Source organism: Oleomonas cavernae (genome assembly GCF_003590945.1).
Classification (GTDB): domain Bacteria; phylum Pseudomonadota; class Alphaproteobacteria; order Zavarziniales; family Zavarziniaceae; genus Zavarzinia; species Zavarzinia cavernae.
The window spans coordinates 528,015-543,169 of the sequence record NZ_QYUK01000011.1 but is presented as its reverse complement, the minus strand read 5'-3'; the positions used below and the strand labels follow the sequence as shown (position 1 = coordinate 543,169).

Genomic DNA, 15,155 nt, shown 5'->3' with positions numbered 1-15,155 from the left:
TTATTGTCCTTTTGGTCTGGATATCAGGATCAGAGAGAGCCGGTGCCGCGCTGGATCGCGACGACGCCGGTACGGGAGAGCTCGGCGAGGCCAAGCCCCCGCATGAGGTCGATGAAGGCATCGATCTTGGAGGTCGAACCGGTGACCTCGAAGACGAAGGACTGGGCCGTACTGTCAAGCACGCGGGCACGGAAGGCATCGGCCAGGCGCAGGGCCTCCACCCGCTTGTCGCCGGTCGAGACCACCTTGACCAGGGCCAGCTCGCGTTCCAGCGAGGGGCCGTCGACGGTCAGGTCGGCGACCTTGTGGATGGGCACCAGGCGGTCGAGCTGGGCCTTGATCTGCTCGATCACCATGGCGGTGCCCGAGGTCACGACCGTGATGCGCGAGAGATTGCGGCTGTCCTCGACCTTGGCGACGGTCAGGCTGTCGATGTTGTAGCCCCGGCCGGAGAACAGGCCGATGACGCGGGCGAGAACGCCGGCTTCATTGTCGACCAGAACGGCGATGGTATGGCTGCGGATCGGTTCCACTTCGCCCTCTTTTGCCCCGCGATGGCGGGGCTTATAGCTGGAAACTTGCGGGTTGGGAAATCTGTTTGCCACATAGCGTCATCCCGGCCGCAGCGTAAGCGGAGAGCCGGGATCTTTCGCCGGACGAAGCACAGAGGCCAACGCCGCCAAGATCCCGGCTCAAGGCCGGGATGACGATAAATGGGCTATACGAGCGCCATGCCCTCGACCGAGACATCCCGGTGGCTGTCGTCTTCCGGCCCCAGGATCATCTGGTTATGGGCGGCCCCCGACGGCACCATGGGGTAGCAGTTCTCGGTCTTGTCGACCCGGCAATCGACGATCACCGGGCGTTTGACCGCGATCATCTCCTTGATCGTGTCGTCCACCTCGCCCGGCTTCTCGCAGCGCAGGCCCACGGCGCCGAAGGCCTCGGCCAGCTTCACGAAATCGGGCAGCGAGTGCATGTAGGACTCGGAATAGCGGTTGCCGTGGAGCAGTTCCTGCCACTGGCGCACCATGCCCATGTACTCGTTGTTCAGGATGAAGATCTTCACCGGCAGGCGGTGCTGAACCGCCGTCGACATTTCCTGGATATTCATCAGGATCGAGGCTTCGCCGGCGATGTCGATGACCAGGGCTTCCGGGTGCGCCATCTGCACGCCGATCGCCGCCGGCAGGCCATAGCCCATGGTGCCCAGGCCGCCCGAGGTCATCCAGCGGTTGGGCTCCTCGAAGCCATAGAACTGGGCCGCCCACATCTGGTGCTGGCCGACCTCGGTCGTGATGTAGGTATTCGGGCTCTTGGTCAGGGCGTGCAGGCGCTGGATCGCGTATTGCGGCTTGATGATCTCGTTCGAGGGCTTGTAGCGCAGGCTGTCGCGCGCGCGCCATTCCGCGATTTGCTTCCACCAGCCGTCCAGGGCCTGCTTGTTGGGCCGCAGCACCTTGGACTTCCAGACCTTGATCATGTCTTCGAGGACATGGGCGCAGTCGCCGATGATCGGCAGGTCGACGCGCACGTTCTTGTTGATCGACGACGGGTCGATGTCGATGTGGATCTTCTTGGAATTGGGCGAGAAGGCGTTGATCCGGCCGGTGATGCGGTCGTCGAAGCGGGCACCGATGCAGACCATCAGGTCGCAGTCGTGCATCGCATTGTTCGCCTCGAAGGTGCCGTGCATGCCCAGCATGCCCAGCCACTGCTTATCCGACGAGGGATAGGCGCCCAGGCCCATCAGGGTCGAGGTGATGGGATAGCCGGTGATGCGGACCAGTTCGCGCAGCAATTGCGAGGCGACCGGGCCTGAATTGATGACGCCGCCGCCGGTATAGAAGATCGGCTTTTCCGCCGCCGCGATCATCTCGACCGCCTGGCGGATCTTGTTGAGGTCGCCCTTCACCTGCGGGCGATAGGATTTGTGCTGGACATGGGCGGGCGGGGTGTAGATGCCCGAGGTCAACTGGATGTCCTTGGGCAGGTCGATGACGACCGGACCGGGACGGCCAGAACGCGCGACATAGAACGCCTCGTGGACGACCCGGGCCAGGTCCTTGATGTCCTTCACCAGCCAGTTGTGCTTGGTGCAGGGCCGGGTGATGCCGACCGTGTCCGCTTCCTGGAAGGCGTCGTTGCCGATCAGGTGGGTGGCGACCTGGCCGGTGATGCAGACGATCGGAATCGAATCCATCAAGGCGTCGGTCAGGCCGGTGACGGCATTGGTGGCGCCGGGGCCCGACGTGACCAGCAGCACGCCGACCTTGCCGGTCGAGCGGGCATAGCCCTCGGCCGAATGGGCAGCACCACCTTCCTGGCGGACCAGGACGTGCTTGATGTCTTCCTGCTGGTACAGGGCGTCATAGATCGGCAGTACCGCGCCGCCCGGATAGCCGAAAATGGTGTCCACGCCCTGATCAACCAGCGCCTTGAGAAGAATCTCCGCTCCGGTCATCATGTTCTGCGACATCACACTCACCCTGTATCCGGGCCGCGCCGACGAGGGGCGACCGACAACAATAGAAAACCGCGCCAACGGGGGGCGCGGAGCCGGCAACCTAATCGTTCAAGATTGCGCCGTCAACCCTCATTGGCGCATTTTTTGTTCAAGCTCGGCAAAAATTCTTACCGTTTCTTGCGCGCCCCACGGCGGCCAATCGCCCATCCGGCCCCGCACCCAGGTCATCTGGCGCTTGGCATACTGCCGCGTTTCGATCTCGGCCCGCTCCAGCGCGGTGGCCAGGTCGATCTGGCCGGAACCCAGGGCGGCAAAGGCTTTGAGCCCGATCGCCTTGCTCGCCGGCAGGGTGGGGTCGAGGTCCAGGGCCATGAAGGCCTGCGCCTCCTCCACCGCCCCGGTCCGCGCCATGATCTCCAGCCGGCTGCGAATTCTGGGTAGCAGGGTTGCGCGCTCGGGCGCCACCACCAAACGGACGACCGTGCCGAGGTCGGCGGGCGGCGCCGTCGTCGGATCGGCCTGCCAGGCCGAGAGCGGCCGGCCGGTGCCCTGGATCACTTCCAGCCCGCGCAGGATGCGCTGGCCGTCGCCCGGCTCCAGCCGCGCCGCCAGGTCAGGGTCGAGGCGCGCCAGTTCGGCATGCAGGGCCGGCGCCCCGTCCCTGGCCAGCCAGGCCATCAGGTCGCCACGGATCTTGGGCGGAATTTGCGGGATATCGGCCAGGCCATCGGTCAGGGCATGGAAATAGAGCCCGGTGCCACCGACCACGATCGCCACCTGCCCGGCTGCATGGGCGGCCTTGATTTCGCCTTGCGCCAGCATTGCCCAGCGTGCCGCCGAACAGGGATCGTCGGGCGGCAGCACGCCGTAGAGGCGATGGCGCGCGCGCGCCTGCGCTGCCGCATCGGGGCGGGCGGTGATGATGTGCAGGCCTGAATAGACCTGCATCGAATCCGCGTTGATCACGGTGCCGCCCAGGCGCTCGGCCAGGTCCAGCGCGATCCCTGACTTGCCGCTTGCGGTCGGGCCGGCGATCAGAACGGTGACGCCCACGAAAATCCTCCAGAACCAGTAGCCGCGATGAACCACGCCCGGTGGTGCTCGGCAACCCCGCCGATTGACTGTGACCCGGCTTTGGCGGACCTTGGCCGGTGGTCGTCGGGGGGCGCTTGCGGGGGCGAGCGGCACAGGATTATGAACATCAAGGCGCCGTTACCGGCCAAGGCCGGTGCGATGTGAGTGCGGCGTTCGCGGCGATGCTGCGCCGGCTGATCGCGACGGGAAACCTCGATCTCGTCGATGCGACGGGAAAGAGGGAGCGTTTCGGCGACGGCCAGGGCGAGCCGATCTGTTTGAGACTCGTCGATGCGGCCGCCGGCCGGGCGATTGCCGCCGACCCGGCGCTGAAGCTGGGCGAGATGTATATGGAGGGGCGCCTGCTGGTCGAGGCGGGCAATATCTTCGACCTGCTGTCGCTGCTCAAGCGCAACGGCGTGCGCAACGCGGCGACCCCGATGCTGAAGGCGAAGGCCCTGCTACGGCTGGTTGCCTATCAGGTGAACGCCCGCCTGCCGCTCAATCGCAACCGGCGCAACGTCGCCCATCACTACGATCTCGATGCCCGGCTGTTCGACCTCTTCCTCGATCACGACTGGCAGTATTCCTGCGCCTATTTCGAGCCGCGCGGCATCAGCCTCGACGAGGCGCAGCTTGCCAAGAAGCGCCACATCACGGCCAAGCTTCTGCTCCAACCAGGACAGCGGGTGCTGGACGTCGGCTCCGGCTGGGGCGGGCTGGGCCTGTACCTGGCCGAGAGTTCAGGCGTCGACGTCACCGGCATCACGCTGAGCGAGGAGCAACTGGCGGTTTCGCGCGCCCGCGTCGCCGAGCGTGGGCTGGCCGACCGCGTGCGCTTCGCGCTGACCGACTACCTCGATCTCGACGGCAGCTATGACCGCATCGTCTCGGTCGGCATGTTCGAACATGTCGGCATCGCCAACTACGACAAGTTCTTCGGCAAGATGGCGAAGGTCCTGACCAAGGAAGGCGTCATGGTGCTGCACTACATAGGCCGGGTGAAGCCGGCCTATGCTGTCAGTCCCTGGATCGAGAAATACATTTTCCCGGGCGGCTATATGCCGGCGCTGTCCGAAGTGCTGCCGGCGGTGGAGAAGGCCGGGATGCTGGTCAAGGACATCGAAATCTGGCCGATGCACTACGCCTGGACGCTGCGCGCCTGGCGCGAACGTTTCATGGCGCGCCGGGACGAGGCGGTGCGCCTCTATGACGAGCGTTTCTGCCGCATGTGGGAATTCTATCTCGCCGCCAGCGAAGCCAGCTTCCGCCACGACCGGCTGCCGGTCGTCCAGTTGCAACTGGCCCGCCACCAGGATGCCGTCCCCTTTGCCCGCGACTATATCGCCGAGGCGGAGGCTAAGCTGAAGGCCTTCGAGGCGGGGCGCCCGCCGCTGGCACCGGTGCGCTTCTAGCCCGCGCCGACTTGCCGCTTGCGGTCGGGCGGGCGATCGGTACGGTGGCGCCCACGAAAATCCTCCGAGCAGCAAGTCCCCGCGATGACCAACGTCCTGACCGTGATCGGCAACCCCGCCGCCGCCCTGCTCCACCCCCAGGCGCTTGCCGATCTTGCCCTGGCCCTGGAACATGCCGGCGCGCAGGTCGACGAGCCGCAGTGGCTGTCGCCGGGCGAAGCGGCGGATATCCAGTTCGACGGCCTGGGATTTGCGGCGGCGGAAGGCATCACCGACATCTCGCTGGCCGGCCTCGCCGTCGACCGGCTGGCCCAGGCCGTGGACGACCGGGCCAAGCGCCTGCTGATCGCCGACATGGACTCGACCATGATCACGGTCGAATGCATCGACGAACTGGCCGATTTCGCCGGCCTGAAGGCGGAAATCTCGGCCGTGACCGAACGGGCGATGCGGGGCGAACTGGATTTCGAAACCGCCCTGCGCGAGCGGGTGGGCAAGCTCGCCGGCCTACCGGAAGCGACCCTCCAGACCTGTTATGACGAGCGGGTACGCTTCACCGCCGGTGCCCGGCAATTGGTACAGACGATGCGCGCCCATGGCGCCTACTGCGCCCTGGTCTCCGGCGGTTTCACCTTCTTCACCGGCCGCGTCGCCGCCCACCTGGGTTTCGACGAGAACCGCGCCAATGTGCTGGAGGTGGCAGGCGGCGGCCTGACCGGCAAGGTGGTGCCGCCGATCGTGGGGGCCGCCGCCAAGCTTGAATCGCTCCAGGCCCTGACCGCCCGGCTGAACCTGTCACCGCAGGAGACGCTCGCGGTGGGCGACGGCGCCAACGACCTGCCGATGATCGAGGCCGCGGGCCTGGGCGTCGCCTTTCACGCCAAGCCCAAGGTCGCGGCGGCGGCCCGTGCCCGCGTCAACCACGGTGACCTGACCGCCCTGCTGTTTTTCCAGGGCTACCGCCGCGACCAGTTCGTGGACTAGGCCTCCCCCGCGGTCAGCTCGCGACCACGGGGAACTTCTGCAGCAGCCAGTCGAAGAAGGTCGCGTGCCAGAGCGTTTGGGCGCCGAGTTGGCAATGCTCCGCCCCGCCCGAGTCCCGGTCGTAGATCACGCTGGTGACGCTGCGGGCCTGGGTGAGCGCCTTCTCGAACTGCCCGACCTGCGCGACGGGCACGAAGTGATCGTCGGCCCCGGCCAGGATCAGGACATCCGCCTTGATCCGCGATGCGACGGGTTCCAGCGTATAGGCGGCAAAAGCGTCGAGGGTCTCCAGCGGCCCTTTGGTGCCGAGCACCCACATCCCGTTTTCCACGGCCCATTTGAAGCCGGGGTTCATCGTCGTCTTCAGGTCGATCAGCGCTTCGACCGGTCCGTCGAAACCGTTGCGGCGCAACCACTGGGCAAAGCCCGGCAGCTTGGCACGGGCCGTCACACCCACATCAAAGAAGACGTCGAAGGCCACGACGCCGTCGAAGCGGTCGTCGAAGGCGGCGGCGCGCGGCGCCAGATAGCCGCCCAGGCTCACGCCGACCAACACCATCTTGGGCGGCCGGGGATGGGCGGCGAGGAAGGCGTCGATCACGGCGCCGGTCGGCTTTTCCCATTCATGGGTGAAGACGAGGCCCTGATCGCGCAGGACCGATCCCTGCCCCGGCCCCTCGTAGGCAAGCACCGAATAGCCGCGCTCGTAGGCCGCGGCGGCCAGCATGAAATAAAGCTCCTCGAGGGTCGAGTCGTAACCGCCGCCGATCACGATCAGGGGCCGCTGCTCGGCCCCCGCCGGGCCCGGGAAGTAAAGGGCGTTCAGGTGCTTGTCGCCGTAGGGTGCCTTGATCCGCTCGTAGGTGACGCCAAGGGTATCGATCCCTTCGTAGAAGGCGTCGACGTTCTTCTTCCAGGACGGCGGGCGGCGCGGGTCATCGGGGGCTAGCAGGAATTCCGCCGTCCGGTAGTAGTTGTGGGCGCGCAGCAAGGCACGGCCGCGGCTGACCGGGTCGCGGGTTGCCCGGCCCATGGCGGCGACCCGGTCGCCGGTGTGCTCCCAGGCGGCGAACCAGCTATCGGCGTCGCCCGCCGTGATGTGCTTCACCGTTTCCAGGACTTCCGCGGTATCCGCCCCGTCGAACGGAATGTCGCTCAAGGCCCGCAGGGTCTGGAAGTGGTAGGTCTGGTCGGCGAAGAAGCGGCCTTGGCCGATATCGGCCGGTCGCGTCAGGTACCAGCCGGCGCCCAGCGCCAGCACACCGGCCAGGCCGATCAGGATCTTGCGTCTGCGTGTCATGGGGTTTCCTCCTCGTTGTCGTTGTTGCGCATGGCGTTTGGCCCCTCGCCCAGCGCGGCCAGGGTCGCGGCGACCAACTGGCGCAGATGAGCTTCCGCCTCGTCGACCGAGACGGTGTGGCCGGCGATGAAGGTCTCGGCGATCCAGAAAGTGGCGAGCGAGCCGAAGAATTGCCCGGCGGCGAAGTCCGGTGTGACGGGTCGCGATGCCGGCGGCGCTCCCTGGGCGAACAGGCGGGCGAGCCGCCGTGCCCGGCTCTCGATCAGCGCCTGCAAACCCTTGCCCGGTTCCGACAGCGCCGGCGGATGGCGGATCGACTCCCGCAGGAGCACAGCGGTCAGGGGGGCGTTCTCCCGCAGGGCCTGCAAGAAATGCCGCCCGACCTGGCCCAGCATCTCGGCCAGGGACCGCGGACCCGGCCCCAGGTCGAGGTCCACCTGCGCAGCGCCATACCCCCGTTCGGCCAGGATCGCCGCGAAGATCGCCTCCTTGCCGGGGAAGTAGTGATAGAGCGTGCCCTCGTTCAGGCCCACCGCCCGGGCGATATCCCGGACGGACGTCCCATCGAAGCCGCGCTCGGCAAAGAGATGCAGCGCCGCCTGCAGGATTTCACCCCGGCGGTCGGAAGGAAGGGGGCCGGCTTTTCTTGCCATTCAATTCCCAATCAAACGTTTGTTTGATAACTAGACCTGAATATCCCCGCGGTCAATGGCAAAAGACCGCGGGGTCAAAAAGGCTTGGGCGATGGCCCCCGCCGAGGCCGGGCTATAGCCGCGATCAGTTCGTGGGCTGATGCGGCAGCCGGTCAGACGAAGTCGAAGTTCGCGACGACAAGGTCGGCCAGGATGACGTTCTGCAGGGTGATCTTATTCAGGCCGTCATAGGCGATCACGACATCGGCGTTCGCTTGCGTGGCATGAGCCATCGCATCGGCGAAATCGGCGAAGATGTCGGTGTCGAACTCGAGGACATCGTACAGATACTCGCCCGCCTTGAAGTCGGTGATCGTATCCTTGCCGAAGCCGAGCGCGCCGTAGACGAAAATGTCGCTGCTGCCGCTGCCGGCGACCGGATTGCCGGTCAGGATATCGGCGCCACCCCGACCCTCGAAAATATCGACGCCCGTGGTGCCGATCATCTCGTTGTTCAGGTCGTTGCCGATCGCCCAGCCGAAGGGCGCATTGGCCAGGATGATGTTCTCGATCGTGTCGGGCAGGGTGAAAGCGCCTGCCGCGGTCAGAATGATCGTATCATTGCCGCCGCCGTCGCTCTCGTCGATCACGTCAGTGAAACGGTCGACCACATAGGTGTCGTTGCCAAGCCCGCCCCGCATGGCATCGATGCCGGTGCCGCCATCCAGCGTGTCGTTGCCCTTGCCGCCGATCAGCAGGTCGTCACCGCCAAGGCCCGACAGCACATTGGCCCCGGTGCCCCCGGTCAGCGTGTTGGCCAGGGTATTGCCCGTGCCGTCCACCGCCTGGCCCGAAGTGATCGTCAGCTTTTCGAGCCCAGAGCCCAGGGTGAAAGAAACCGAGGTTCGCACCTCGTCGACGCCGCCGCCGTTGGCTTCGCTGGCGATATCGCCCACCGCATCGACGATGTAGATGTCGTTGCCCAGGCCACCGCGGAGACTGTCATCGCCGGTGCCGCCATCCAGCAGGTCCGCCCCGTCGGCGCCCAGCAACTTGTCCGCGCCGGCCTTGCCCAGCAGCGTGTCGTCGCCCCGAGGCCGAACAGGTTGTTGGCGGCGCCATTGCCGGCCAGCGTATTGGCGAGCGCATTGCCGGTTCCCGACAGCGCCGCCGTGCCGCGCAGCAGCAGCCCCTCGACCTGCGTGCCCAGGGTGTAGTTGAACGTGGTCTCCACCGTGTCGAAGCCGGCCCCCGCGGCTTCGTCGACGATATCGCCCGCATGGTCGACGACGTAGGTATCGTCGCCCAGGCCGCCTCGCAAGGTATCGGCACCGCGCCCGCCGTTGAGCCGGTCGTCCCCATCCCCGCCCGCAATGACATTGGCGAGCGTATTGCCGGTGGCCGCGAAATCGCCCGTGCCGGTGAAGCTGAGATCCTCCACGTCGGCGCCAAGGACAAAGCCGAGGAGCGACACCAGCACCGCGTCATGGCCGGCGTTCCGCGTCTCGACCACCGTATCGCCGGCATTATCCACGACATAGATATCGTCGCCCGCACGGCCCGCCATGTGGTCGGTGCCCAGGCCGCCATCGATGCGATTGCCGCCGTCGTTGCCGCTGAGGTCGTCGGCCCCAGCCCCGCCGATGATGTTCTCGATGCTGATGAGCGTATCGTTGCCGAGGGTGTGACCGGTGGAGGTTCCGGCCAGCAGATCGACCGTGGCACTGTTGGCGTTGGCACCGAAGCTGACCGTGTCGTTGCCATCGCCGCCGTCGAGGACATCGCCGCCGGCACCGCCGATCAGCAGGTCGTCGCCACCCACCCCCTCGAGGTGGTCCTTGCCGCCCGCGCCGTTCAGGATGTCCGCAAGCGCGCTGCCGACATGGAACTCGTCCGCCGCCGTGCCCAGCCAGTCCTGGGCGTCGCCCGCATGGCCGAAGACGACATGAGTGGCGCCGGTGAGATAGTCCGGATCATAGGGGCTGGCGGCATCGGGCGTGCCGATGGCCAGGTCATCGAAGCCGTCGCCATTGAGGTCGCCGGCGGCGTGGATGTTCCAGCCGTCGGTATCAAAGCCCGTGCCGCCGAGCCGGAACCCGTTGTTGCCATCGAGCGTGCCGACGTCGAGGCTGGCGGGCACGGAGCCGGCGCGACCGAAGACGACGTAATAGTCACCGATGATCAGGTCGCCCAGCGTATCGCCATTGATATCGCCCGCCGCGATGCCGGTGGTACCGCCGCCCGTGACGCGGAAGCCGTTGCTGCCGTCGACCGCGGTCGGATCGATCACCGACGGGCCGCCCGACGGGCCGAAGACGATGTAGACGCCGGCACTGCCGCCCGTCGTCACGCCGACGGCGATGTCGTCCAGCCCGTCCCCGTTGACGTCGCCGGCAGCCACAGCGCTCGATACGGCGACGCCTGCCGCATCCAGCTTGAAACCGCCGGTACCGTCCAGCGCGGTGACATCGACAGCACCATCGAAGCCATCCGCACGGCCGAATACGACATAGGCATTGCCCGCCCCGCTCCGCACCAGCAGATCGCCGATGCCGTCACCGTTGACGTCGCCCGCCACGGCAGTGGCGGCGAAGCTGTTCCCGGTCAACAGGACGCCGGCCGTCGTGTCGACGTCGGCGGGATTGAGATCGTTGGAAAGCCATCGGCGCTGCCGAAAAGCACAACAGCCGGCGCGACCACGACATCGTCAAAACCGTCGCCGTTCACGTCGCCCGCCGCGGAAAAGCCCGCGAAAGACGACGAGGCCTCGACCGCCCAGTAAGTCTCGTGGCCGAACACGATGTACGAGCGCGGGCTGGACTCCCAGTGGTAATCGCCGGCGGCCACATCGATGTAGTAGAAGCTGCCGCTTCCCTCGACGACCAGATCGGCGAAGCCGTCGCCGTTGATATCGCCCAGGCCCTCGATCCGCCTTCCGAAGTCTTCCTGATAGCGTCCTGCCAGCCCCGGGGTGCTGTACTGGAAGAGCGGGAAAGGGCCTGCGCTGCCCAGAAAATCGGTCACCGTGCCGATATCATACTGGCTCCACCCCTCCCCTCGGGGCGAGCCGATCGCCAGATCGTCGAATCCGTCGCCGTTGAGATCGCCCACCCCGGCGATGGTCGAGCCGCTGCCGCCGTTGTCGTAGGTCGTCCAGACAATCAGACGGGTGCCATTGCTGCCGTCGAGGCTGGAAAGTTCGAAGACGGCCGGGAAAGCTGGCATTTTCGCACCCCAATTCGCGGTGACACACCAGCTACGAATTGGCGCTCGATGTGTGGCAGACGCCAAAGTAGGATGCCCTGCCGCCATCACCTTTGCGTTGGATCAACGACCTCGCCGGCGTTGACCGCCCCGCTGTTCTTCCGGGGCTATAGCCGCGATCAGTTCGTGGCGTAACGCAGAAGCTCCGGCGCCCAGTGGGCGGCGGCGAAGGTGACGACCTCCTGCGGTTGGCCGTCCAGCGCATCGCCCGGCATCAGTTGATAGTGCCGCCGGCCCAGATATTCGTCGTGATCGGCCATCCGCAGGACGCGATCGATACGCACACGGATGGCACCCGCCGCCAGGATCCGCATCTCGCTGACCTGGGAGACAATCTTGCTGCTGCTCATCATGCACCCCTGTTTCAAGAACCGAGATGCATCATGGTTAACAGGCAAGGATTAAGGAATCCCTGCGCGTTTCTCTCGTCACCCGGCCATCTCGAGGGATCAAACAGGCAACGCCTGCCATCTCATTCCTTCGCCTTTCTCCAGGGGCCGACGCCAAGCCCCTCGATGCGACAGCCCTCCTCGATCAGGACGGGACGCAGGGCACGGTAGAGGCGGGCATAGTTATAGAACGGCACGCTGGGCCACAGGTGATGCATCAGGTGCAGGTTCTGCTGCAGGGTCAGGAACGTGCCGCCCGCCCACAGGCTGATGCGGGTATTGCCGTAACGGTCAGTGCGGTCGAACGGATGGTGCGGCAACCACTGGAAGAAAATGTTCAGAAACAGGATGCCGACCTTGGTCGGGATGAACCACAGGAACAGCCAGTAAAGGAAATGGCCCGTGGCCAGCGATGCCACAAGCAGCGCCAGCGTCACCGCCGTAACGGCCGAAATCTGGATGACGTCCCTTTGGCTGAACACCCCGCGCAGGCGATCATAGGGGCCTGGGTAGATCAGTCTCATCAGCCCCATGGGAACGAGGCCCAGGGTGCTCTGGACAACCCACTTTCCAAGCAGCTGGACCAGGGTGCCCTTGACGAAGATGTCCGGATCCCGCTCGGTGTTGGTGTAGGAATGATGCAGGACATGGGTGCGCAGCAGCGCCGGCCAGCCGACCCCCAAGCCCAGCGAGCCGACCCAACCCACCACCGTGTTGACCCACGCCCACTTCGGCACGCCGGCGACCACGTTGCCGTGGACACTCTCATGCACCAGCGTGTAGTGGGCGTATGAAACGACGGACAGGATCGCCGCGCAGGCCCACAGCGGCGCGCGGCCGCCCAGGCCCAAGGCGACGATCGTGGCAAAGGTCGCCGGCAGGATCAGTGCCAGCACAAGGGTCGGCCAAGCCACGATGGGCGAGAGCGCCTTGGCGATCTGTTTCTCCTTCGCCCGGGAGATGCCGGAGACGGAACGCGCAGATGCCGCGGGCGGAGATCCGGAATCCGGTGCCATGGGGATGTTTCCTCCTCGTTGGGCAATCATGTCGATGGTTGTTGCTCTGTCGCCCATAAACATACATATACGAATGTATCTTATAGGGTAAGGGCAAAATGCTTCCCGCGGAGCAGGCTTGCGATCGGCAAGGGCATGGCACACCGACGGGTCACGCGGCGGGTTGCCGGCTCAGGGCTTGTTGAGCATCTCCCCGGCCAGGCGGCCAAGAAGATCCACGACCCGCTCCTCATGGCCAAGCATACCGCCCCCTGGTGTGACAGCCCGGCCCAGGGCCATGCCGATCATGCTCTCGAGAATCAGCCGGTAAAGCGGCACGGCATCCGCCGATTGCCCCAGCGCCGCCGACAGGCGCGGATTGAAACGGGGGTCGGCAAGGTTGCTGATCTGAAGGATGGCGGGCGACAGCGATACGCCGAGTTCCGGCTCGTTGCGGGCGGCAAGCCACAACTCGATCACCGCCTTGTATTCGGGCTGCGAGAAGTGGTCCCAAAGGCTTTCCACAAGGTCCCGGCCGCCCGACCGTTCCGGTCCGCGCATCGACGATCTTGCCAGCAGGCGATCATAGATATGGGAAAGCGTCACAGCAAAGAGATCGGCGAGACTGTCGAAATGATGCAGCAGCGCACCCCGTGTGACGCCTGCACGCTGGCAGATCTCCACGCTCGTCGTCCGGGCATAGCCCCGCTCGATCAGGGCCGCGATCGTTGCCTCGACCAGTTGCATCCGCATCGAGGCCGAACGTTCCTCCTGCCGGCGGCGCAGCAACTTGGTACTGCGCACGGCATCCCGGCCGGGAGTGTCGGAATCCATGGTGTCTTGACCTCGCTTCACCAAGGCGAGCATGCCATGAAACATGCACGCGTGCATGTTTCATCGCCACGCGGGGCCAAGCCGCCGCCGATCGCAGCAGCCCGGCCGAACGCGTAGCGGCGGAACAGCTCGTCCGCGCCATCGCGGCTGACGAAGCGGGCAGGCTAGTCGTTGCTGAACCGCAACAGTCGCAGCGACCAAACTGGGGCTCTTCGAATTCGATCGTTCCATGCCCCCGCCTTTTGCGTTGGCCCTCAGTCCCCACCCAAGACAGGATCAGCGGGCGAAATAGCGATCGCCCGAGCGCTCAAGCAGCAATTTCATGACGCCATAGGCGAAACCGCCCTGTTCGTATTGAATGACCAAGCCGCCACCATATGGATAGGCACAGATGAGCCGCCGGAATGGCTCATCTTCCGTTCCAGGACTGATTACATCCGTCACATGAAACGGTTCGCCCGGATCGGCCATGGTGAATGGGATAGCCGCCCGAGCAGCCGAAGGAAGGTCGGCTTGGCGCGTGATCACCGTTGGGTCGGCAATATCACAGGCGGGTGGCGACTTGGCGCTTGCCGGTGCCGCCACGTGAAGCACGGACATGGCAAGTACCCAGGCAGGGGCATGGCGCATCGTCGCCTCCTATGACCTCAGCTATAGCGGTCTTCCAACCACGGATCGCCTTCGTTGTGATAGCCGCGGACTTCCCAGAAGCCGGGCTTGTCGTCGGCGCGGAATTCGATCCGCTTCAGCCATTTGGCCGACTTCCACAGATAGAACTGGGGCATGACCAGGCGCACCGGACCGCCGTGCTCGCGGCTCAGGGGCTGGCCTTCCCAGGCATGGGCGATGATCACGTCGGGCGCCGCGAAATGCTCCAGCGTCACGTTGGTGGTGTAGCCGTCGTACGAGTGCAGGATGACGTGGCGGGCTTCCGGCCGGGGCTGCACCTGGGCCAGCAGGAACTGCGCCGAGACGCCGGTCCAGCGGTTGTCATAGCGCGACCAGGCGGTGACGCAGTGGATGTCCGAGGTATCCTCGACCTGCGGCTGGGCCATGAAATCGGTCCAGTTCCAGGACAGCGGGTTGACCACGGCGCCGTCGACGTCGAGACGCCAGACGTCCTTGGGCACCGAGGGCTGGACGCCCAGGTCCAGCACCGGCCAATCCTTGACCAGGCGCTGGCCGGGCGGCAGGCGCACGGTATGCTCGGCCGTGGTGCCGGTCAGCAGGCGGCCTTCCTTGGCCCATTTCTGCTTTGAGCCGATGAGCTTTTCCTTGATCTGGCCGATCAGGGTGGGTTTGTCGTCGTCGCTCATCGCTTGTCACCCCGCAGGACACGCGATTTTTCGCGGTTCCAGTCGCGCTCCTTCTCGGAGGCGCGCTTGTCGTGCAGCTTCTTGCCCTTGGCCAGGCCGATCTCGACCTTGGCCATGCCGCGCTCGTTGAAATAGATCGAGAGCGGCACCAGGGTCATGCCGCCGCGCGTCACTTCCTGGGATAGCTTGGCGATCTCGCGGGCGTGGAGCAGCAATTGGCGCGGCCGGCGCGGCTCGTGGTTCTCGCGGTTGGCCTGCTTGTATTCCGGGATATAGGCATTGTAGAGCCACAGCCCGCCGCCCTGGGCATTGGCCCCGGCATAGGCTTCGGCAATGTTGCTCTGGCCGCCGCGCAGGGACTTGACCTCGGACCCCTTCAGGATCACGCCGGCCTCGTAGCGTGCCTCGATATGATAGTTGTGGCGCGCCTTGCGATTTTCCGTGAGGTATTTGCGCGCTTCCTCGCGCTTCTTGTCGGCCATCAG

Annotated in this window: 15 protein-coding genes and 2 pseudogenes; 2 read left to right on the top strand and 15 right to left on the bottom strand. The window is 65.6% G+C overall.

Annotated features, from left to right (window positions below):
- Positions 1-29: 29 nt before the first annotated feature.
- The 3 genes from ilvN to miaA form a co-directional block, all read right to left on the bottom strand.
- Positions 30-524, bottom strand: coding sequence for an acetolactate synthase small subunit (ilvN, locus tag D3874_RS06055; RefSeq protein ID WP_119782163.1), 495 nt, complete (start codon positions 522-524; stop codon positions 30-32).
- 194 nt (positions 525-718) lie between these two features.
- Positions 719-2,479, bottom strand: a complete 1,761-nt coding sequence (locus D3874_RS06050) for an acetolactate synthase 3 large subunit (RefSeq protein WP_119777285.1) — start codon at positions 2,477-2,479, stop codon at positions 719-721.
- Between the two features lie 117 nt (positions 2,480-2,596).
- Positions 2,597-3,520, bottom strand: a complete 924-nt coding sequence (gene miaA / locus D3874_RS06045) for a tRNA (adenosine(37)-N6)-dimethylallyltransferase MiaA (RefSeq protein WP_119777284.1) — start codon at positions 3,518-3,520, stop codon at positions 2,597-2,599.
- Between the two features lie 182 nt (positions 3,521-3,702).
- Here miaA and D3874_RS06040 point away from each other — a divergent pair, with 182 nt between their 5' ends.
- Positions 3,703-4,956 (top strand): SAM-dependent methyltransferase, encoded by a 1,254-nt coding sequence (locus D3874_RS06040; protein WP_119777283.1) that lies wholly within the window; start codon positions 3,703-3,705, stop codon positions 4,954-4,956.
- 84 nt (positions 4,957-5,040) lie between these two features.
- Complete coding sequence (gene serB / locus D3874_RS06035) at positions 5,041-5,940, top strand: phosphoserine phosphatase SerB (RefSeq protein WP_119777282.1); 900 nt, start codon at positions 5,041-5,043, stop codon at positions 5,938-5,940.
- Between the two features lie 13 nt (positions 5,941-5,953).
- Here the strand turns inward: serB and D3874_RS06030 are convergent, their stop codons facing one another.
- The 12 genes and pseudogenes from D3874_RS06030 to smpB all read right to left on the bottom strand — a co-directional run bounded on the left by D3874_RS06030 (position 5,954) and on the right by smpB (position 15,152).
- Positions 5,954-7,240 (bottom strand): alpha/beta hydrolase family protein, encoded by a 1,287-nt coding sequence (locus tag D3874_RS06030; protein ID WP_119777281.1) that lies wholly within the window; start codon positions 7,238-7,240, stop codon positions 5,954-5,956.
- Positions 7,237-7,893 (bottom strand): TetR/AcrR family transcriptional regulator, encoded by a 657-nt coding sequence (locus D3874_RS06025; protein WP_119777280.1) that lies wholly within the window; start codon positions 7,891-7,893, stop codon positions 7,237-7,239. Before D3874_RS06025 ends, D3874_RS06030 begins: the two co-directional genes overlap by 4 nt.
- Before the next feature lie 152 nt (positions 7,894-8,045).
- On the bottom strand, positions 8,046-8,828 hold the full coding sequence (locus D3874_RS06020) for a calcium-binding protein (RefSeq protein WP_119777279.1): 783 nt from the start codon (positions 8,826-8,828) through the stop codon (positions 8,046-8,048).
- A gap of 45 nt (positions 8,829-8,873) precedes the next feature.
- Positions 8,874-8,924: pseudogene (locus tag D3874_RS31900) on the bottom strand (hypothetical protein); the annotation flags it as partial.
- Between the two features lie 254 nt (positions 8,925-9,178).
- Positions 9,179-10,273, bottom strand: a pseudogene (locus D3874_RS31895) (calcium-binding protein); the annotation flags it as partial.
- Between the two features lie 203 nt (positions 10,274-10,476).
- Positions 10,477-11,097: an integrin alpha gene (locus tag D3874_RS06010; protein WP_158595862.1), complete on the bottom strand. Its 621-nt coding sequence runs from the start codon at positions 11,095-11,097 to the stop codon at positions 10,477-10,479.
- Between the two features lie 158 nt (positions 11,098-11,255).
- On the bottom strand, positions 11,256-11,486 hold the full coding sequence (locus D3874_RS06005; protein ID WP_147385545.1) for a hypothetical protein: 231 nt from the start codon (positions 11,484-11,486) through the stop codon (positions 11,256-11,258).
- Positions 11,487-11,608: 122 nt separating this feature from the next.
- Positions 11,609-12,541 (bottom strand): fatty acid desaturase, encoded by a 933-nt coding sequence (locus D3874_RS06000; protein ID WP_158595861.1) that lies wholly within the window; start codon positions 12,539-12,541, stop codon positions 11,609-11,611.
- Between the two features lie 171 nt (positions 12,542-12,712).
- On the bottom strand, positions 12,713-13,354 hold the full coding sequence (locus D3874_RS05995) for a TetR/AcrR family transcriptional regulator (protein WP_158595860.1): 642 nt from the start codon (positions 13,352-13,354) through the stop codon (positions 12,713-12,715).
- A 276-nt stretch (positions 13,355-13,630) separates the two neighbouring features.
- On the bottom strand, positions 13,631-13,984 hold the full coding sequence (locus D3874_RS27865) for a hypothetical protein (RefSeq protein WP_147385544.1): 354 nt from the start codon (positions 13,982-13,984) through the stop codon (positions 13,631-13,633).
- A 17-nt stretch (positions 13,985-14,001) separates the two neighbouring features.
- Entirely contained in the window at positions 14,002-14,670 is a 669-nt protein-coding gene (locus tag D3874_RS05990) for a sulfite oxidase-like oxidoreductase (RefSeq protein WP_119777273.1), read from the bottom strand.
- Complete coding sequence (smpB, locus tag D3874_RS05985) at positions 14,667-15,152, bottom strand: SsrA-binding protein SmpB (protein WP_119777272.1); 486 nt, start codon at positions 15,150-15,152, stop codon at positions 14,667-14,669. Before smpB ends, D3874_RS05990 begins: the two co-directional genes overlap by 4 nt.
- Between the last annotated feature and the right edge of the window lie 3 nt (positions 15,153-15,155).